This is a genomic window from Nonomuraea sp. NPDC050536 (assembly GCF_044457685.1).
Classification (GTDB): Bacteria; Actinomycetota; Actinomycetes; order Streptosporangiales; family Streptosporangiaceae; genus Nonomuraea.
Map to the genome: position 1 here is coordinate 305,526 of NZ_JBITHD010000003.1, position 19,833 is coordinate 325,358.

At 71.4% G+C, this 19,833-nt stretch carries 16 protein-coding genes; 3 read left to right on the forward strand and 13 right to left on the reverse strand.

The genetic code is table 11. From position 1 onward, the window contains the following. Positions 1-146 precede the first annotated feature (146 nt). Both pknB and ACIBHX_RS11440 read left to right on the forward strand, forming a co-directional pair. Positions 147-2,045: a Stk1 family PASTA domain-containing Ser/Thr kinase gene (gene pknB / locus ACIBHX_RS11435; protein ID WP_397066532.1), complete on the forward strand. Its 1,899-nt coding sequence runs from the start codon at positions 147-149 to the stop codon at positions 2,043-2,045. 34 nt (positions 2,046-2,079) lie between these two features. Beyond that, positions 2,080-3,099: a hypothetical protein gene (locus ACIBHX_RS11440; RefSeq protein WP_397066533.1), complete on the forward strand. Its 1,020-nt coding sequence runs from the start codon at positions 2,080-2,082 to the stop codon at positions 3,097-3,099. Here the strand turns inward: ACIBHX_RS11440 and alc are convergent. The 7 genes from alc to ACIBHX_RS11475 form a co-directional block, all read right to left on the reverse strand. Then, positions 3,086-4,039, reverse strand: a complete 954-nt coding sequence (alc, locus tag ACIBHX_RS11445; RefSeq protein ID WP_397066534.1) for an allantoicase — start codon at positions 4,037-4,039, stop codon at positions 3,086-3,088. The genes ACIBHX_RS11440 and alc overlap by 14 nt on opposite strands. Beyond that, complete coding sequence (gene allB / locus ACIBHX_RS11450; protein ID WP_397066536.1) at positions 4,040-5,362, reverse strand: allantoinase AllB; 1,323 nt, start codon at positions 5,360-5,362, stop codon at positions 4,040-4,042. 8 nt (positions 5,363-5,370) lie between these two features. Next, positions 5,371-6,510: a glycerate kinase gene (locus tag ACIBHX_RS11455; protein WP_397066537.1), complete on the reverse strand. Its 1,140-nt coding sequence runs from the start codon at positions 6,508-6,510 to the stop codon at positions 5,371-5,373. An 80-nt stretch (positions 6,511-6,590) separates the two neighbouring features. Next, entirely contained in the window at positions 6,591-8,276 is a 1,686-nt protein-coding gene (gcl, locus tag ACIBHX_RS11460; RefSeq protein WP_397067065.1) for a glyoxylate carboligase, read from the reverse strand. 2 nt (positions 8,277-8,278) lie between these two features. Beyond that, positions 8,279-9,082 carry an NAD(P)-dependent oxidoreductase gene (locus ACIBHX_RS11465; RefSeq protein ID WP_397067066.1) on the reverse strand — a complete coding sequence of 268 codons (804 nt, stop codon included), beginning with the start codon at positions 9,080-9,082 and terminating at the stop codon, positions 8,279-8,281. Between the two features lie 26 nt (positions 9,083-9,108). Continuing rightward, on the reverse strand, positions 9,109-9,939 hold the full coding sequence (locus ACIBHX_RS11470) for a hydroxypyruvate isomerase family protein (protein WP_397066539.1): 831 nt from the start codon (positions 9,937-9,939) through the stop codon (positions 9,109-9,111). Next, positions 9,936-10,298, reverse strand: a complete 363-nt coding sequence (locus ACIBHX_RS11475; protein ID WP_397066541.1) for a gamma-glutamylcyclotransferase — start codon at positions 10,296-10,298, stop codon at positions 9,936-9,938. The genes ACIBHX_RS11470 and ACIBHX_RS11475 overlap by 4 nt, the downstream gene beginning before the upstream one ends. 157 nt (positions 10,299-10,455) lie before the next feature. Here ACIBHX_RS11475 and ACIBHX_RS11480 point away from each other — a divergent pair, with 157 nt between their 5' ends. Then, the gene (locus ACIBHX_RS11480) at positions 10,456-11,601 is read left to right on the forward strand and encodes a winged helix DNA-binding domain-containing protein (RefSeq protein ID WP_397066543.1); all 1,146 of its coding nucleotides are present in this window, start codon (positions 10,456-10,458) and stop codon (positions 11,599-11,601) included. A gap of 29 nt (positions 11,602-11,630) precedes the next feature. On the opposite strand, the gene ACIBHX_RS11485 is transcribed toward ACIBHX_RS11480, so the two are convergent. The 6 genes from ACIBHX_RS11485 to ACIBHX_RS11510 all read right to left on the reverse strand — a co-directional run bounded on the left by ACIBHX_RS11485 (position 11,631) and on the right by ACIBHX_RS11510 (position 19,785). Further along, the gene (locus ACIBHX_RS11485) at positions 11,631-12,200 is read right to left on the reverse strand and encodes a Uma2 family endonuclease (RefSeq protein WP_397066544.1); all 570 of its coding nucleotides are present in this window, start codon (positions 12,198-12,200) and stop codon (positions 11,631-11,633) included. A 144-nt stretch (positions 12,201-12,344) separates the two neighbouring features. Continuing rightward, positions 12,345-12,551, reverse strand: a complete 207-nt coding sequence (locus ACIBHX_RS11490) for a hypothetical protein (protein WP_397066546.1) — start codon at positions 12,549-12,551, stop codon at positions 12,345-12,347. 213 nt (positions 12,552-12,764) lie between these two features. Beyond that, positions 12,765-14,015, reverse strand: coding sequence for an XdhC family protein (locus tag ACIBHX_RS11495; protein WP_397066547.1), 1,251 nt, complete (start codon positions 14,013-14,015; stop codon positions 12,765-12,767). A 577-nt stretch (positions 14,016-14,592) separates the two neighbouring features. Then, on the reverse strand, positions 14,593-15,984 hold the full coding sequence (locus ACIBHX_RS11500; protein ID WP_397066548.1) for an NCS2 family permease: 1,392 nt from the start codon (positions 15,982-15,984) through the stop codon (positions 14,593-14,595). Positions 15,985-16,111: 127 nt separating this feature from the next. Further along, on the reverse strand, positions 16,112-18,421 hold the full coding sequence (locus ACIBHX_RS11505; protein ID WP_397066550.1) for a xanthine dehydrogenase family protein molybdopterin-binding subunit: 2,310 nt from the start codon (positions 18,419-18,421) through the stop codon (positions 16,112-16,114). Further along, positions 18,418-19,785, reverse strand: coding sequence for an 8-oxoguanine deaminase (locus tag ACIBHX_RS11510; protein WP_397067068.1), 1,368 nt, complete (start codon positions 19,783-19,785; stop codon positions 18,418-18,420). The genes ACIBHX_RS11505 and ACIBHX_RS11510 overlap by 4 nt, the downstream gene beginning before the upstream one ends. Between the last annotated feature and the right edge of the window lie 48 nt (positions 19,786-19,833).

Here is a 19,833-nt window from a genome sequence, read left to right on the forward strand (position 1 = left end):
AGCGCCGCCCGCGGGCCCTCAGCCCACGACGGCGGGCGGCGATCTCCACGGCTCGCCGTAACATATCGACCAATCCCCCTTGCCAGGGGTAACGGATAAGTACACGAACACCCGCCGGGTAGCAAAAGGGCCGTAAACTCTGGCCCGTGGACACGACGACTGCGGACCCCCTCGTCGGGCGGCTTCTCGATGGGCGTTATCGCATCGAGTCCAGGATCGCCCGGGGCGGCATGGCGACGGTCTACCTCGCGCTCGACATCCGGCTCGACCGCACCGTGGCGCTGAAGGTGATGCACCGCTCGCTGGCCGAAGACCCGGCGTTCGTGCGGCGCTTCATCGGCGAGGCCAAGTCGGTGGCGAGCCTGTCGCACCCGAACGTGGTGCACGTCTTCGACCAGGGCACCGACAACGACGTCGTCTACCTGTCGATGGAGTACGTGCCGGGCAAGACGCTGCGCGACGTGCTGCGCGAGCGGGGCCGGCTGCCGGCCCGTGAGGCGCTCGAGGTGCTGATCCCGGTGCTGGCCGCGCTGGGCGCCGCCCACCAGGCCGGCCTGGTGCACCGCGACGTCAAGCCGGAGAACGTGCTGCTGACCGACGACGGCCGGGTCAAGGTGGTGGACTTCGGGCTGGCCAGAGCGATCGAGGCGACCAACCAGACGCGCACCGGCGTGATGATCGGCACGATCGCCTACATGGCGCCCGAGCAGGTCACGACGGGCGCCGCCGATGTGCGCAGCGACGTCTACGCCGCCGGGATCATGCTGTTCGAGCTGGTGACGGGCCAGCAGCCCTACGACGGCGAGACGCCGATGTCGGTGGCCTACCGGCACGTCCACGACACCGTGCCGCCGCCGTCGTCGGTGATGCCGGGGGTGCCGCCGCTGATCGACACGCTGGTGGCGCACGCGACGGCCCGCGAGCCGCGCGACCGGCCTGCCGACGCCACGGCGATGCTGGTCGAGGCCGTCGACGCGCACCGCATGCTGCCGCGTGTGACGGGCCCGCACTCCCAGCCGAACGCGGTGCCGCGCCACGCCGCACCCAACCCGACCCTCGTCCAGTCCCGCACCGAGATGCACACCGCGCCGCCCGCCCCGCCGCCCGTGGTGGCGCCGCAGCGCAAGGGGTTCAAGCCGAACTGGTTCCTGGTGCTGCTGGCCGCGGTGATGGTGGTGGCGATCGCGCTGACCGGCTGGTTCTTCGCCCAGGCCAAGTACGTGCCGGTGCCCGACCTGATCGGCAAGAACGTGGCGCTGGCCGAGAAGAGCGCCGTCCAGCTCGGCTTCCGGGTGAAGCTGGCCGCCGGCCAGTACGACGACAAGGTCGCCGAGGGCCAGGTGCTCAGCACCGACCCGGTCGCCAAGACCGAGGTGGAGAGCGGCGCGCTCATCACGCTGGTGCCATCGCTGGGGCCCAAGCTGGTGCTGGTGCCCAAGACCGAGGGCATGGAGGAGGCCGACGCCCGCACCGCCATCGCGAAGGCGGGGCTGGAGATCGGGCAGATCCGCCGGGCGCAGAACCTGCAGGTGGCGCGCAACACGGTGGTCAACACCCAGCCCGACGCCGGGGAGAAGGTCAAGGCGGGCACCAAGGTCGACATCACCATCAGCGCCGGGCTGGTGATGCCCGACGTGAACGGGATGCCCAAGGACGAGGCCTACAACTTCCTCGGGCAGCAGGGCTTCCAGGTGCAGGTCAACGAGGTCGACGACGACGCCGAGCCGTGCACGGTCATCGCGCAGCTGCCCAAGGCCAAGTCCGAGGTGGACAAGGGCGCGCAGGCCACGATCACGGTGTCGCGCTGCCAGGACTTCTGGCAGTGGTTCCAGAACGGCAACAACAACGAGGCGACCGACCAGTCCGACAACCGGCTCGTGCCGACCGTGGTGGGCAAGAACGTCAACGACGCCAGGGCCGAGCTGGGGCAGCAGGGCTTCAAGGTGAAGGTGCGCAAGCTGCAGCACGGCGGGGTGGTGCTGTTCCAGCGGCCGCTGCCCAACAGCGAGCGGCCCGCGGGCTCGACGGTCTATCTCTGGGAGTAGGGAACCTGGTGGCGCGTCCGGCGGTATCAGAGGTGTGATCCGTCGATGCGGCCTGCTGCTCCTGCTCGTCCTGTCGTGCGCGCCCGCGCGGGAACCCGCCGCGCCGGCGCCCACACCCGCCCGGCTGGCGCCGCTCGCGCCGCTGACGGGGGTGCCGCCGTCGGGGCCGACGGGGGTGCGGCTGGTGGCGACGGGCGGCGAGCCGTTCGTGTACGACGTCGACCGCCGTGGCAGCACTCCAGTGTCGGGGCTGCCGCGCGGGGACACCTGGGGCTTCGGCGCCGGTGAGCGGGCCGTCATCACGGTGGGGACGCGCAGTCTCTACACACTGGCGCCGGGCGCCGGCCGCGCCCGGTATCTGGCGGAGGGCGACTTCGCGCTTGCGAGCGCCGACGGTGGCGGTGTCTGGGTGCGGTCCGGCGCGCGATGCCGGGAGCTGCGCTTCGACGGCGGGGCCGGGGCGCGGACGGCGGCCTGCGCGGACGGCGTGGATGCCGCCACGCCGCTGGGGCTGCTGATCCGGCCGGAGAACGGGGACATGCGGCTGGCGGATCCCGCGACCGGCAAGGTGCGGCTGCGGGCGCGGCAGATCCTCGCCGTGGCCGGCGGGCAGGCACTGGTCGCCGAGGACGGGCGCCTGGCGCTGGTGGACGTGGCGGGCGGGCGCAGGCGGGCGCTGGACTCCCCGCGCACAGAGGGGACGGCGTCCCACGGCCTGCCCAGCCCTGACGGGCGGTGGATCGCCGTGCCCTTCGGCGATCCCGCCTGGCCGGGGCCGCGGCAGTACCTGGACGTGTGGGTGCTGGAGGTCTCCTCGGGCCGGTGGAGCAGGCTGCCGGGGATGCCGGTGCCCGCCGCGCTGAAGGCACTGTCGGTGTCGTGGCTGCCCGACGGGCGGCTCGCTCTGGCCGGCGCCTTCCCCGCGACGGACGCGGTGCGTCCGGACGACGGCGACTACGCGGGCGTGCTGGCGCTGTGGCGGCCGGGCGATCCGCGCCTCGCGGTCACCCGGCTGCCGTTCGTCCCGCAGGTCGCGTCCGTCATCCTTGCGTGAGCGTGCCCAGCAGGCGGATCCTGGCCAGGCCGCCGTCGGGGTAGATGTCCACGCGCACGCTCGTCACCGGCTCCCGCCTTTCGAGGCGGAAGCGGTGCGGGGTGTCGGGCTGCAGGCGGGTCCTGGGCAGCAGCTCGAACTCCCTGTCGCCGTCCAGCCCGGTCAGCTTGACCTCGGCGGGCGCGTTGAACAGCAGGTTCGTGGTGTCGATCTCGGCCAGGCTGATCACGCCGCGGGCGGCGAGGCGGATGACCAGCCACTCGTTGCCCTCCTGGCGGCGCCGCGCGGTCTCCCAGCCCTCCGCCTGGTGGCGGGCCAGGCCGGGCGCGATGGCGTTGTTGGGCGCGGAGTAGAACTCGTTGGAGCAGGCCGTCACGAGCGCGCCGTTGGCCAGCGCGGCCAGGTCGAGGCCGAGCCCCTCGTAGACGGACAGGTCCGCGCGGACCTCGCCGTGCACGCGCAGCCGGGCGATCCCCCCGTCGGGGAACATGTTCAGCCTGACGTGGGTGTAGCGGCGCTCGCCGGACACCTCGAAGGCGTGCTCGGCGTCGCCCTTCAGCTCGCCGCGCGGCACGATCTCCACCCAGTCGGCGGCCCGCAGCTCGTCCACCGATGGGTGCCCGGGCAGCTCGGTGGCCTCGACGGAGGCGTAGGGCGGGTAGTTGCCCTTGAACCAGGCGGTGTCGATCACCACGCCGCGGATCACGCCGGGCATGCCGAGCCGCACGATCGCCCAGTCGTGGCCGGGCTCGCCGCGCCGTCTGCGGGTCTCCCAGCCGTCGTAGACCTGTCCCTTGTTGCCGAACGTCTCCGCCTGGAACGCGGGCCGCCCCGGCCTGATGAGCGCTTCCTTCTCCGCGAACGACTCGTCGCTCGCGGCCAGGACCGCTCCGCCGTGGGAGCGCAGGGCCAGGTCGGGCAGGGCGGTGAAGCTGGGCATTCAGTGCTCTCCAAACATGAGTTCTCCGTACGGCGCGCCGCTCGGGACCGCCGTGCCGCCGGTGGAGGCGGCGACGACCCGGCCGCGCAGCCAGGTGGTGCGGACGGCGCCGGTGAGGGTGAGGCCGTCGTAGGGCGTGACGGGGTTCTTGTGCTCGAGCCGGCGGGCGTCGACCGGGGTCTGCCCGCCGGGATCGAAGGCGACCAGGTCGGCGTGGTTTCCGGCGACGATCCCGCCCTTGCCGGTCAGCCCGGCCAGCGCGGCGGGGTTGGCCGACATCCACCGGGCCACGTCGCCGAGGGTGTGGCCGCGGCGCGACGCCTCGGTCCAGATCGCGGGCAGGCCGAGCTGCAGGGAGGCGATGCCGCCCCAGGCGGCGGCGAAGTCGGGCACCTTCAGGTCGGCCGTCGAGGGCGAGTGGTCGGAGACCACGCAGCTCAGCACACCCCTGGCCAGGCCGTCCCAGAGCAGGTCCCGGTTGGCCGCGAACCGGATCGGCGGGCAGCACTTGTAGGCGGTCCTGCCCTCGGGCACCTGCTCGGCGGCCAGCGTCAGGTAGTGCGGGCAGGTCTCGGCGGTGATGCGGACGCCGTCGGCCTGGGCGGCCTCCAGCACGTCGAGGCAGTCGGCGCTCGAGACGTGCAGGATGTGCACGCGGGCACCGGTCTTCCTGGCCAGGGCGACGACGCGCTCGACGGCGGAACGTTCCGACGCGCCGGGGCGGGAGTCGAGGAACTCGGCGTAGGACGGGCCCGTGGGTTCGGCCAGCAGGTCGGGATCCTCGGCGTGGACCACCATGAGCCCGCCGAATCCCGAGATCTCCGCCAGCGCCTGCCGTACCTCGTCGTAGGAGAGCTGGGGGAACTCCTCCACGCCCGAGGGCGACAGGAAGCACTTGAAGCCGCGGACGCCGCGGTCGTGCAGGGGGCGCAGGTCCTTGAGGTTGCCGGGGATGGCGCCGCCCCAGAAGCCGACGTCCACGTGGCACTGGCCCTCGGCGGCGCGCACCTTGGCCTCCAGGGCGGCCACGTCGGTCGTGGGCGGCAGCGAGTTGAGCGGCATGTCCACGATCGTGGTGACCCCGCCCGCGGCGGCCGCCCGGGTGGCGCTCGCGAACCCCTCCCAGTGGGTGCGCCCGGGCTCGTTGACGTGCACGTGCGTGTCGACCAGCCCCGGCAGCAGCGCGACGTCCCCCAGGTCCACGTCCGCGGGGGTGCCATGGCCGAGGACGGCCGCGATCCTCCCATCCCGTACGGCTACCGCCGCGGCGCGCTCCCCCTCCGGGGTGACGGTCCTGCGGGAGCGGACTACCAGGTCGTACATCGGACTCCTCACAGGCGGTCGGCGGCGATGCGGGCGGCCAGGCGTTCGAGCAGCGGGCCCGCCTCGGCCATGCAGCGGGCGGGGTCGGGCTCGAGGTCGGTCAGCGCGTAGGCGGCCTCGATCCCGGCGGTCTGGAGCTCGGCGTCGGACAGGGTACGGCGGCCGCAGACGGCGACCACGGGCACGCCGTGCTCGGCGGCGGCCTGGGCCACGCCGACCGGGGCCTTGCCGCGCAGCGACTGCTCGTCGAGCGAGCCCTCGCCGGTGATCACCAGGCGGGCGCCCTTGACGTGCTCGCCGAAGCCGAGCAGGTCGAGGAGGTACTCGATGCCGGGGCGGGTCTCGGCGCGCAGGAAGGCGAGCGCGGCGAAGCCCACTCCCCCGGCCGCTCCGGCGCCCGGCGCGCCCGCCACGCCCATCGGGCGGACGACGTCGTCGTGCTCGACGGCGCCGACCAGGCCGTGGGTGCGGGTGGCGACGGCGGCCAAGCGCGACAGAGCGGACTCCAGGAGCTCGACGTCGTCGGGGGTGGCGCCCTTCTGCGGGCCGTAGACGGCGGCGGCGCCGTGCGGGCCGAGGAGCGGGTTGTCCACGTCGCTCGCCACGACCACTTCGACACCCGAAAGATCGATAAATCCGGAAATGTCGATGCGGTCCAGGCGGGACAGCTCGGCGCCGCCGTGGCCGAGCTCCTGGCCGGAGGCGTCGAGCAGGCGGGCGCCGAGCGCCTGGGCCATGCCCGCTCCCCCGTCGGTGCTCGCGCTTCCGCCCAGTCCGAGCACGATGCGCTTGGCGCCGTGGGTGACGGCGTGCCTGACGAGCTCGCCGGTGCCGTAGCTGGTGGCGGTCAGCGGCTGGCGGCCGCCGGGAAGCCGCCTGAGGCCGGACGCCTCGGACAGCTCGACCACGGCGGTGTCGTCCCGCCTGCCGTACGAGGCCTGGACGGGCTCGCCGGTGGGGCCGGTGACCTCGAGCGTGACACGGTCGAATCCGCAGGCCACGACCGCGTCCACGGTGCCGTCGCCGCCGTCGGCCACGGGGAGCTCGACGGTGGGGACGCCCAGGCCTGCCGACACCCTGGCGGCCGCCTCGGCCGCCGTCAGCGATCCTTTGAACTTGTCCGGGGCGACAAGGACGTGCTCAACCACGACGAACTCCTGCAGGTGATGAACAATGGTCTGACGCGCCTTCCTGCCCGGTGCGAGCGGGCAGGAAGGCGTGCCCATCATCACACGGGTTCGAACTCACGAACCGCGTCGATGGCGGGGCCGTGCGGGGTGTTCGCCTCGCGCTCGATCATGACCTCGACCAGCACCGGGCGGGAGGTGGCCTGCGCCTGCTTGGTCGCCCACTCAAGCGCCGAGCGGATCTCGTTCGGGTCGAACACCCGGCGTCCCGCGCAGCCGTACGCTTCCATGATCTTGACGTTGTCGGTGCCGAACTCGTCGTAGTGGATGTCGACCTCGTAGTTCATGTCGAATCCGATCGAGGCCTGGCGGATCAGCCCGAGGTACTCGTTGTTCAGCATGATCAGCACGAACGGCACGTCGTACTGCGCGGCCACGGCCAGCTCCTCGACCAGGTACTGGAAGCCGTAGTCGCCGACCACGCCGACGACCTGCGCGTCCGGGGCCGCCTTCTTCACGCCGATCGCCGCCGGGATCTCCCAGCCGAGCGGCCCGGCCTGCCCGCACACCTGGTAGCGGCGCGGCTTGCCGGCCTTCTGGTGCTGGCCGCCCCAGATCTGGTAGAGCCCGATGGCGGTGACGAAGTAGGTCTCGTCGTCGAAGAACTCGTTGATCTCCTTGTAGACGCGCGGCGCCTTGACGGGCACGTCGTCGAAGTCCTCGCGCCTGACGAGCGTCCGCTTGAGCTCCCGCACGCGCTCGACCCACGCTCCGGGAGTACGGCCGGCGCCGCGGGTGCGAGCCGCGGCGATCAGCGCCCGGAGGAAGAGCCTGGTGTCGGAGACGATGCCCAGGTCGGGTTCGAACACCTTGCCCAGCTGGGTGGGCTCGATGTCGACGTGGATGAAGGTGCGCTCGCCCCGGTAGACGTCGAGCTTGCCGGTGTGCCGGTCGCCGAAGCGGGCGCCGAGCGCGAGCACCAGGTCGGACTCCAGGAAGGAGGCGTTGCCGTACCGCTGCGAGGTCTGCACGCCCGTCATGCCGGCGAACAGCGCGTGGTCCTCGTCGAAGGAGCCCTTGCCCATCAGCGTGACCTGGACGGGGATCTGCAGCAGCTCGGCCAGTTCCCTCAGCTCGGCGTGGGCCTCGCCGATGATGACGCCGCCGCCCGCGAGCAGCAGCGGCCGCTCGGCGGCCAGCAGCAGGTCGAGCGCCCGCTCCACACGCGGCAGGTGGGGTTCGACGGCGGCCACCGGCAGCGGCGCGTCGATGGCCGGGTCGTACTCGATGAGCTGCTGGGCGACGTCGACCGGGATGTCGATCAGGACCGGCCCCGGACGGCCCGATCGCGCGACGCGGAAGGCCTCGCGGAAGATCCACGGCGCCTGGCCCGCCTCCTTGATCTGCACGGCCCACTTGGTGACGGGCTCGGCGATCGAGACGATGTCTACCGCCTGGAACGCCTCCTGGTGCAGCTTGGTGGAGGCGGCCTGGCCGGTGATGCAGATCATCGGGATCGAGTCGGCCAGCGCGGTGTACAGGCCGGTGATCATGTTGGTGCCGGCGGGTCCCGAGGTGCCGATGGCCACGCCGACCCGGCCGTTGGTGCGGGCCCAGCCGTCGGCCATGTGGGTGGCGCCCTCCTCGTGGCGGACGATCAGGTGCTCGATGCCGCCCAGTTGCTCCATCGCCTTGTACAGCGGCAGGATCGCGGCTCCCGGGCAGCCGAAGGCGACGTCGACGCCCTCGTCCTTGAGCACGTGGACGACGGCGTTCATCGCGGGCATCTTCATTGCTTCGACAGCCTTTCGGTCACGAGGAGCAGGGCCGAGTGGTCGAGTGAGCCGTGGCCGAGGGCCCGGGCGGAGGCGATGAGCTGGGCCGTCAGCGCGCCCATCGGGATGGCCACCTCCGCGCCGCGGGCGGCGTCCAGGATGATGCCCATGTCCTTGTGGTGCAGGTCGACGCGGAAGCCGGGCTGGAAGTTCCTGGCGAGCATGGACTCGCGCTTGAGCTCCAGGACGCGGCTGCCCGCCAGGCCTCCCGCCAGCACGTCCAGGCCCTTGGTGGCGTCGACCCCTGCGGCCTCCATCAGGACGATGGCCTCGGCGATCAGGGCGTAGGTGCCGCCGACCACGAGCTGGTTGGCCGCCTTGACGTACTGTCCCGCCCCTGGGCCGCCGACTCGCTCGAAGGTCTTGCCCACCGCCTCGAAGATCGGTCTGGCGGCCTCGAAGTCCTCCTGCGAGCCGCCGACCATGATGGACAGAACGGCGTCCACGGCGCCCTTCTCGCCTCCCGAGACCGGGGCGTCGATCGTCCTGGGCCACTTGGCCGCCAGCTTCTGCGAGGTCTGGGGAGTGATGGTGGAGAAGTCGATGTAGAGGGCGTTGGCGGGCGCGTTTGCCGAAATTTCGGGAAATACTGCCTCGACCTGCGGGTCGGCAGGCAGCATCGTGATGACGACCTCGGCGTCTTTGACCGCTTCGGCCACGCTGTTCGCCCAGGTCCCGCCGAAGTCGACCTGCTTCAGGTCGTACCCAGTGACCTCATGCCCAGCCTTGACCAGGTGCCCGGCCATGGGCCTGCCCATGATCCCAAGCCCGATGAAACCAATCTTCACGCGACGAACTCCTGTCTAATGGTCGTGGCCCGCACGTGCCTCCGCTGGTTACGCAAGCTGCCGCTCTCCGGCACAGGCGACCACTCCGCGATCCAGTCGAAGTCGAAATCGGGATCCTTGTATTCGAGCCCCACCCAGCCGTCGTAGCCGTCGAGCAGCTCTTTCAAGGGCAGCGAGCCCGTGCCCGGGCGGCCGCGGCCGGGGTTGTCGGCGATCTGGACGTGCCCGGTGAGCGGATGGCGCAGCGCGGCCTCCAGGTCCTCGCCCATGCGGGCCAGGTGGTACAGGTCCGCCAGGAAGCGCACGTTCGGCTCGCCCACCGCCTCGATCACGTCGATCGCGCCCTTGACCGAGACGAGCGGGTAGGACGGCGACTCGTAGCCGTTGAGCGCCTCCACCAGCACCACGGCGCCGATGTCCGCGGCCTTGCGGGCGGCCAGCGCCAGGTTCTCCAGTGCCAGCTCGTCCTGCTGGGCGTCGATCCCGCCCACCCGGTTGCCGTACAGGGCGTTGAGCGCCGTGCAGCCCAGGCGTCCGGCGATCCCCACCGCCACGTCGAAGTTGTCGCGCAGCCGTACGAGATCGCCGGGACGGGAGAACAAGCCGCGGCCCTGCGGGATGTCGTCGACGAAGTTGAGGCCGACCAGCCGCACGCCCGCGTCCTTGATCGCGGCGACGAACGCCTCGATCTCCTTGTCCTCGGGTACGGCGCGCTCGAACGGCCACCAGAACTCCACGCCTTCGAACCCGGCCGCGGCCGCCGCGGCGGGCCGTTCGAGCACGGGCAGGTCGGTGAAGAGGATCGAGCAGTTGACGTCGAACCTCATGAGACCCACTTTCCTTGGTCGGTGATGTCGATCAGCGGCACGTGCGAGGTGAGCGGCCTGCGCAGCAGCATCGCGAACGACGAGCCGCCGTCGGCCAGCTCGATCACGCCCAGCTCCAGCTCGGGCGGCTCGGCCGGCAGCAGCCGGTCGCGCAGCACGTCCAGTTCGACGTCGTAGAGCTCGCCCGCGATGGCGGCGCCGCCGTGCGCGACGGGCACCAGCGCGGGGCACCTGCCGTCCACGGAGTAGAAGCGGTACTTCGGCGCCGTGCGGGTCTGCGACACCAGCGGCGCGCCGTCGAGCAGGTGGTGCAACGGCCCGCCGCGCATCGCGCCGCCGTTGAGGAACATCAAAGCCATTCCGGGCTCCCTCCCAGGTCCGGGGCTTCAGTACACACAGCGGGCCCGCGCCCGGACTAGCCGCAAGAGATCCGAACCTGGGCGGGGCGTGCGCGGATCATCTTGTGCGTTGGTCCAAGCGTCGGCATGGGGTGAGGAGTGTGCGATCCTCCAACGCATGCGGATTTCTGTGGAGCAGCGGCGGGCCCGGCTGGGCGTCCGGCAGGGGCTGGCGCGGCGGCTGGACGACCCACAGGCGGCGGCCGAGTCGGTCGTCGCGTTGCACGCCACGGACCCGGCGACCGTGTACCTGTCGGCGGGCGCGCGCCTCACCGACCCCGGAGTGGAGGTCGTCGAGCGTGCGCTCTACGACGAGCGGACGCTGGTGCGGATGACCGGCATGCGGCGAACGCTGTTCGTAGTGCCGTCCGACCTGGTGCCCGTCGTGCAGTGGTCCTCGGCCGCGGCCATCGCCGCCAAGGAGCGCAGGACGCTGTCCAAGGCGCTGCTGGAGTCGGGTTTCGACGCTGCCTGGGTGGCGGGGGTCGAGACCTCGGTGGTCGAGGCCCTGGGCTCAGCGGGCGAGGCGTCCGGCGCCCAGCTGGGCGGTCTCGTCGGCGGCCTGCGCGAGCAGATCGTCTACGGCCGCGGCAAGTCCTACGAGACCACGCAGAGCGTGGGCATGCGGCTGCTCTATCTGATGGCGATGGAGGGCACCCTGGTACGGCAGGGCCGCCCCACCGGCACCTGGATCAGCGGCGCCCACGGCTGGGCCCTTTCCGGCGACATCCCGGCGCTCGAGGTCCGCGAGGCGCAGGCGGAGCTGGTGCGCCGCTGGCTGGCGGCGTTCGGCCCCGGCACGGAGGCGGACATCAAGTGGTGGACCGGCTGGACCCTCGGCGACGTCCGCAAGGCCCTGGCCGCCGTCGGCGCCGTGGAGGTCGCGCTGGACGAGGGCGTGGGCTACGTCCTCGCCGACGACGTCGACCTCGTGGAACCCGAGCCGTGGGCGGCCCTGCTTCCCGCTCTCGACCCCACCCCGATGGGCTGGCAGGCCCGCGACTGGTATCTCCCGGCGGAACACCGCGCCGACCTCTTCGACCGCACGGGCAACATCGGCCCGACGGTGTGGTGGAACGGCCGGGTCGTCGGCGGCTGGGCCACCCGCGAGTCAGGCGAGATCACCTGGGAACTCCTTGAAGACGTGGGCTCGGACGCCCGCACGGCCATCGAGGCCGAAGCTGCCCGCCTGTCGTCGTGGCTCGGCACCACCAAGATCACGCCCCGCTTCCGCACACCCCTCGAACACAAGCTCTCGACCTGAGGCGCCCCACCCGGGCGCCAGGGCGAACGCTAGACCAGGCTGCTGGTGTCGAGCGTGAAGACCAGCGGTTCTGGCAGGGCCAGCGGCTTGCCGTATGGCACAGTGTGGACGTCCCCGTAGCGGTCATCCTCAGGGGCCGAGAACACGGTCACCTCTCTGCGCTGGCGGTCCACGAGGAGATACATCCCAATTCCAGCGCGGGCATAGGCATCACGCTTCCCGATCCGATCCTGATCTTCGTGACCACTTGACGTGACCTCAATCAGCGCCAGGACCGGCGAAGCATCGGCCCATTCAGGCTGCCCGGCGAACGCCCTGCGCGAGTCCACCACCACACCATCGGGAATGGAGTGCCCGTTGCGGTAGTCCTTGATCATCAGGCCACGGTTCTCGAAGGTCCACCACTGGCCGTGATGGGCGAGTATCTGTGAAGCAATCTCCGCCACATTGATGTCGTGGTCACCACCAGCCGGAGGCGTCACGTATACCTCTCCGTTGATTTGTTCAACCCGGTAGCCCTCCGGGGCACCTGCGGCGAAGCGTTGAAACTGCTCCGGCGTCATGCCGATGCCCGCTGACGCATCCATTGTCGCGGTCACGGCTTCTCCTTCTGTGCGCATTGGAACTATCGCTGCCAGGCCTGACCAGGAAATCAATTCAACCCATGGTAACCAAGCAGGCCTACGATGCGGGTCGGCCAATGGCTACCGCATTCGTCGAGGCCGGCAGAGGTGTATCGGCGGCTACGTCGCGTGGGCGAGGCGACGAGCTCGGGTGTCGGCGGCCGAGGAGGCGAGGATGACCACGGCGGCGGCCAGGGCGCACACGACGATCGCCGACTGGGCGGGCATGCGGTCGATCAGCCACGCAACCGCCAGGCCTGCCGCGCCGTACAGGGCGGAGAAGCCGTGCCGCGCCAGGCGCGCGCCGTAGACAAGGCCACCCACCACACCGGCCCCGTGAAGACCGTCAGGACCGGGCCGGACAGGCTCGCGCCGGCGCCGTAACCGGTCAGCAGCGCGGGTAGGGCGAGGCTGACCGCGCCGAAGCGGATCATGGGAAGCCCCCGCGAACCTCGAACACGCCCCGCGCGGTTGGGGGAAGGCCTCGCTGGATCTTCGTCGCGGTCGGGGCGACGTACAAGCGAGGGCCGGGGCGATGGGTCAGGCGGCGTGGTGTATGGGGCCTGACAGCGTGGTGAGGGGGAGGCCGGTGCCGCCGCGCTGGAGGGCTACGAACTCGGCGGCGATGGACAGCGCCGTCTCCTCAGGAGTGCGGGCGCCCAGGTCGAGGCCGATCGGCGAGCGCAGGCGGGCGAGTTCGCGGTCGGTGAGCCCGGCCTCGCGGAGCCGGCGGAGACGGTCGTCGTGGGTACGGCGTGAGCCCATCGCGCCCACGTAGGCCACGTCGAGCCGCAGCGCCACCTCCAGTACGGGCACGTCGAACTTGGCATCGTGGGTCAGCACCGCGATCACCGTGCGCGCGTCGACCTCGGTACGGCCGAGATACCGATGCGGCCACTCGACGACCACCTCGTCCGCCTCGGGAAAGCGCCGCCGCGTCGCGAACACGGGCCGCGCGTCGCACACCGTCACGTGATATCCCAGAAACCGCCCGACCCTCGTCAACGCCCCCGCGAAGTCGATCGCCCCGAACACGATCATCCGCGGCGGCGGCGCGTAAGCCTCGGCGAACACCTCGAACCGCACCCCATCCCTGCAGATCTCCCGCACCCCGACCCCCACCATGGCCCGCACCTCCTCCACCACCCCGACCATCACCTCATCCACCACTCCGGCCATCACCTCCTGCGCCACCTCACCCGCCGCCCCGACCATCACCCGCCGCGTCACCACCTCATCCACCGCGCCGGCCACCACCTGCTCCCCCGATCCGGCCGGTAGCGCCTGATGTTCTCGCTCGTTGCCCGGTACCGCCGGTGGCGCCCACAGCGTGCCGCGTACCCGGTCGGGTCGCACGGCCAGGGTCCTGGGTGGGCCGTCCAGGGTGCGGACGAGGATGGTCGGGGTGCCGCGCAGCAGGGAATCCAGGTGCTCGTCGAGCGCCGCCAGGTCCTCGGCCGCGGGGCTGCCCTGGCGCGCGGGGATGAACGGCCACACCAGGACCTCGATCGTCCCGCCGCAGGTCAGGCCCACTGCGAAAGCCTCGTCGTCGCTGTAGCCGAACGACTGCCGCCGCGGTCGCAGCTCCTCCAGAGACTGCAGGCACAGCTCGTACACGGCGCCCTCGACGCACCCGCCGGACACGCTCCCGACGACGGCGCCCTCCGCGGACACCGCCAGCGCCGCCCCGGCGGGCCGCGGCGCGCTCCCGCCGGTCGCCACCACGCTGGCCACCGCGAACCGCCGCCCCTCGGCGATCCACTCCCGCAGCTCGTTCGCGATCTCCCGCACGGGTCTTCTCCCTTCAGGTTCTGTTACGGCAAGCCACCCCACCGCCAGTGGCCGCACTCCGGCCGGGCCCCGTCCAGGGAGACGGCCGGCGGGCGCGCGTGCCAAGCCACCGCAACGACGCACAGGACCCGCCCCCGGGTGCGGAGACCGACCCGGCCTCCCATGGGACGCCCGGGCCACGGGGCGGAGACCGACCCAAGCTCCCATGGGACGCCCGGACCACGGGGCGGAGACCGACCCGAGCTCCCTTCGGACGCCCGGACCACGGGGCGGAAACGGACCCGGGCTCCCTTGCGGGCCACGGGGCGGGGACGCGACCCGGGCTTGCGGGGACGCCCGGGCCACGTGATGGTGCGCCGTGACGGCGGGGCGCTGGTCCGCCGTGAGGGACACGCCGGACGCGCGTCCCCGGCCCCGTGCGGCGGGCGGCGGGTCCCCACGGCCTGCCGTACAGGAAAGAAGCGAGGCAGGACCATGAGGACCCCGGCCCCCCGCGGCCCGCCGCACAAGAAAGAAGCGAGGCAGCACCGTGAGAACCCCGGATCCCCGCGGCCTGCCGTACGGGAAGAAGCTCGGGTCAGGCGAGGAGGCGTTCGATGAAGTCGATGCCGAAGTAGGCCAGGAAGACGGTGCTGATGACCCACAGGAGCCAGTGGATCTCGCGCCACCTCCCGCGCGCCGCCTTGATGACGGTGTACGTGAGGATCCCCGCGCCGACCCCGTTGGTGATGGAGTACGTGAACGGCATGAGGGTGATCGTGAGGAAGGCCGGGATCGCCAGGTCCAGGTCGTTCCAGTCGATCTTGCGGGCGGCCGTCATCATCAGCGCGCCGACCAGCACCAGCGCGGGCGCCGCCGCCTGCGAGGGCACGACGGCGGCCAGCGGCGTGAGGAACATGGCGCCGGCGAACAGCGCACCGGTCACGAGGCTGGCGAGGCCGGTGCGAGCGCCCTCCCCAACCCCCGCGGCCGACTCGACGACGACCGTGTTGGCCGACGCGCCGGTGGCGCCGCCGACGATCGCGCCCAGGCCGTCGATCGTCAGGATCTTGCTCATGCCCTTGATCTGGCCGTTGGCGTCGGCGAGCCCGGCCTCCTCGCCGACGCCGATGATGGTGCCCATCGCGTCGAAGAACCCGGACAGCACCAGCGTGAACAGCACGACGGTGGCCGTCAGTATCCCGGCCGACCCGAACCCACCGAACAGGTCAACCTGCCCAAGTAGTGAAAAATCGGGAACTGCGATGATCGTGGAGGGCATCGAGGGCGTCACGACGCCCCACTTGAGGCCAGGCACGACGGCGTTGACGACGATGGCCAGGACCGTGGCGAAGACGATGCTGATCAGGATCGCGCCCGGCACCCGCAGGGCGTAGAGGGCGATCATGGCCAGCAGCCCGGCGCAGAACACCACGATCGGCCAGCCCGTCAGGTGCCCGCCCGTGCCCAGGACGACGGGCGTGCCCTCGCCCCTGCCCACGAAGCCGGCGTCCACCAGGCCGATGAGCGCGATGAACATGCCGATCCCGACGCCGATGGCGTGCTTGAGCGGGGTGGGGATGGCGTCGATGACGAGCTGCCTGATCCCCGTCAGCGCGAAGACCACGATGACCACGCCCTCGAGCACGACCAGCCCCATGGCCTGGTCCCACTTCATGTGCGGCGCGGCCTGGAAGGCGACGACGGGTGCCACACCGAGTCCGGAGGCCAGGGCGAACGGGGCGTTGCCCACCAGGCCCATGAGGATCGTGGTCAGCGCCGCCGACAGCGCGACGGCGGTGGTGAGCTGCGGGATGGTCAGCGTGGCGCCGGTGACGTCCTTGGCTCCGCTGAGGATGATCGGGATGAGCAGGACGATGTAGGCGACGGCGAAGAACGTGGTCAGGCCGCCGCGTACCTCCCTGCCCACGGTGGTCTCCCGACCCGGCAGATCGAAGAACGTGCGTGGCCGGGTATCCAGACGGGTCATGGTCGGGCCCTCCTAGCGGGCGTAGTCGACCTGTGGCGCGGGCATGCGGGCCCCGCCACGCGGTTCGGTGCGGTTGTGGAGTCGGTCCCGCAGAGCTGGGGGGTGCGGGCTGCCCCTGTTGATCAACTCACCTGCCGGAGATGTGCTCCGGTCGAACCGGCACTCGGTTGAGTGCGAGCCCGGTGGCGTCGCGGATGGCGGCGACGATCGCAGGAGTGGAGGAGAGCGTGGGTGGCTCTCCGGCGCCGCGCAGCCCGTATGGGGCGCGCGGATCGGCGTTCTCGAGGATTTCCAGCCGCATGGGCGGCATGTCGAGGATCGTGGGGATCAGGTAGTCGGTGAACGATGGATTGCGTACTTTCCCGTCGGTGACCACGATCTCCTCCATCACCGCCAGGCCGAGTCCCTGCGCGGTGCCGCCGTGGATCTGCCCCTCGAGAGACAGCCGGTTCAGGATCTTGCCGACGTCCTGTACGGCGGCCAGCTCGACCACCTTGACCAGGCCGAGTTCGACGTCGACGTCCACCACGGCCCGGTGCACGCAGAGCGCCAGCTGGGTGTGGGTGGAGCCCTGGCCGGTCACGGGATCCATGCCGGTGGTCGGATGATGGTGGAACTCGCGGGTCTCCTCGATGACCTCGGAGCCGAGGACGTCCTCAACGGTGGCCAGCACCCCGTCCCGCTGAGAGATGATTTTTCCCCCGCCGAGCGACAAATCGTCGTAAGCGCCGTAGCGAGCCACCGTCAAGGCGAAGAGTTGCTCCCGTACGGCGGAGCAGGCCTCCTTGACCGCTCCCCCGGTCATGTACGACTGCCGCGAGGCGGAACTGGACCCCGAATCGCCCACCTGGTTGTCGGCGGGATGGATGACCACGTGCTCGATTCCCAGCTCGGTGCGAGCGATCTGGGCCTCGATGGTCACCAGCCCCTGCCCCACCTCGGCGGCGGCGGTGTGCACGAGCGCGGTGGCGGCCCCGCCGATGACCTCGAGCCGTACCCGGCAGGTCGAGTAGTCGTCGAAGCCTTCGGAGAAGCAGATGTTCTTGATGCCCACGCCGTACCCGACGCCCCGCCGTACCCCTTCGCCGTGGGTGGTCTGCGAAGCCCCGCCCGGCAGATTGCGGATGTCGGAAATATCGGCGCCCAAGGGCATCGGCAGGTCGCGGGCCTGCTGGAGCATGTCCGCCATCGGCAGCGGCGCGTGGATGACCTGTCCCGTGGCCAGGGTGGACCCCTGCGAGCAGGCGTTGACCTGCCTGACCGTGACCGGGTCGAGTTCGCAGGCCGCGGCCACCTTGTCCATCATCGACTCGTGCGCGAAGCACGCCTGCACGGCGCCGAACCCGCGCATCGCCCCGCACGGCGGGTTGTTGGTGTACACGCCGTAGGCGTCGATGCGGACGTTGGGGATCTCGTAGGGTCCCACGCCGAGCGAGGCGGCGTTGCCCACGACGTTGAGCGTGGCGCTGGTGTAGGCGCCGCCGTCGAGGATGATCTCCACCTCGGCGTAGACGATCTTCCCGTCGCACGTGGCCCCGTACTCGTAGTGCATCAGGGCGGGGTGCCGGTGCACGTGGCCGAAGAACGATTCGTGCCGGTTGTAGACCATCTTGATCGGCTTGCCGGTGTGCAGCGCCAGCATCCCGGCGTGGATCTGCATCGACAGGTCCTCGCGCCCGCCGAAGGCGCCGCCGACCCCGGACAGCGTCATATGGATCTGATCATCAGACAAGCCGAGGCACGGCCCGATCTGGCTGAGGTCGTTGTGCATCCACTGGGTGGCTACGTAGAAGTCGAGCCCGCCGTCCTCGCCCGGGACGACCAGCCCGGACTCGGGCCCGAGGAAGGCCTGGTCCTGGATGCCCACCTCGAAGTCCCCGCTGACCACGATCTCGGCCAGCGGCTTGGCGGCCTCGACGTCCCCGACGACGACCGGCTGGTGGCGGGCTGGGTTGGGCCGGTCCTGCACCTGCGGATACGCCGGGTCGAACGCGGCCCGCCGCGCGTCGGTGAGCGGCTCGAGGATCTCCCACTCGATCGCGATCTTCGCCAGCGCGCGCCGTGCCGTCTCCGGGTGGTCGGCGGCCACCAGCGCGATCGGCTCGCCCTGGTGGCGCACCTGGCCGATGGCCAGCACCGGCTGGTCCCAGGTGTGGTCCAGGCCGTAGTGCCTGCGCCCGGGCACGTCCTCATGGGTCAGTACGGCGTGCACCCCCGGATGGGCGAGGGCGGGCGCGGTGTCGATGGACACGATCCGCGCCCGGGGATGCGGGCTGCGCAGCGTGGCGCCCCACAGCATGCCGTCGATCCACAGGTCGGAGGCGTAGGCGAACTCGCCCTTCACCTTCAGCGTCCCGTCGGGCCGCAGCGTGCTCTCGCCCACTCCCCCGTTGCCGGGCGCGGCGATCCGGTGAGGTGCGCGGAGGGGGGTGGTCACCGGTGTACCTCCTTGGCGGCGGCGAATCCCTGCTGCTCGGCCAGGCGCATCAGGCGGCGGTGCGCCTCGGCGCCGGCCCGCCCCGCGGCGTCCTGGGAGACGGTCCTGAGCTCGTCGTCCTCGACCACGGTCTGGCCGCCGACCAGGAGCCTGGCCAGCGGCGGCTGCCGGGTGGCGAAGACCAGCGCGCACACCGGGTCGTCGACGGCCGCGGCGAAGGAGTCTGTCCGCCACAGCGCGATGTCGGCCAGCTTGCCCGCCTCGAGCGAGCCCAGCTCGGCTGAGCGGCCGAGGTTGCGCGCGCCGCCCAGGGTGGCCATCTCCAGCGCCTGCCGCGCGGTGAGCGCGGTCGGCCCGTGGGCGGCCCGCTGGAACAGCAGCGCCTGCCGCATCTCACCCGACAGCGTGGTCAGCTCGGAGGAGGCGTTGCCGTCGACGCCGAGCCCGACGTTGGCCCCGCGCCGGAGCATCTCCGAGACCCTGGCGATGCCCGCGCCCAGGCGACCGTTGGAGGACGGGCAGTGCGCCGACCCGGTGCCGGTCTCGGCGAATTTGTCGATGTCGGCGTCGCTGAGGTGCACGGCGTGGGCGAACCAGACGTCGGGGCCGAGCCAGCCCAGCTTCTCCATGTAGTCGACGGGCCGCATGCCCAGCTGCTCCCGGCAGTGCTCATCCTCATCCAGCGTCTCGCACAGGTGGGTGTGCAGACGCACGTTCTTCGCACGGCCCAGCGCGGCGGACTCGGTCATCAGCTCGGCGCTGACGGAGAACGGCGAGCAGGGCGCGACCGCGACCCGCAGCTTGGAGGAGAAGGACGGGTCGTGGTAGCGGTCGATGACCTCGGCGGTGGCGGCCAGGATGTCGTCCAGATCCTCCACCACGGAGTCCGGCGGCAGCCCGCCCTTGGAGACTCCCCTGTCCATGGAGCCGCGCGCCGGGTGGAAACGGATACCCAGGTCCCGCGCGGCCTCGATCTCGGCGGCGAACAGGTCGCCGCGCCCGCTGGGGAAGACGTAGTGGTGGTCGCTGGAGGTGGTGCAGCCCGACAGGGCCAGGTAGCCGAGCCCGGCGGTGGCCGCGCCCCGCACCACCTCGGCGTCCATCGCGCCCCACACCCGGTAGAGCGCCACCAGCCACTCGAACAATGTGGCGTCCTGCGCCAGGCCCTGCGAGGCCCACTGGTAGAGGTGGTGGTGGGTGTTGATCAGCCCGGGGGTGGCCAGGCAGCCGCGGCCGTCGATCCTGTCCGAGTCCCGGCTTTCGGGAACCCCGGACCCGATCTCCGCGATCCGATCCCCCTCGATCCGGATGTATCCGGACTCGATCTCGGGGCCGGCCACCGGCGCGATGTAGACGTTCTCGATGATCACAGAGCCTCCTTCGTCGGCTCTGCGATCAAAGATGCTGTGTTT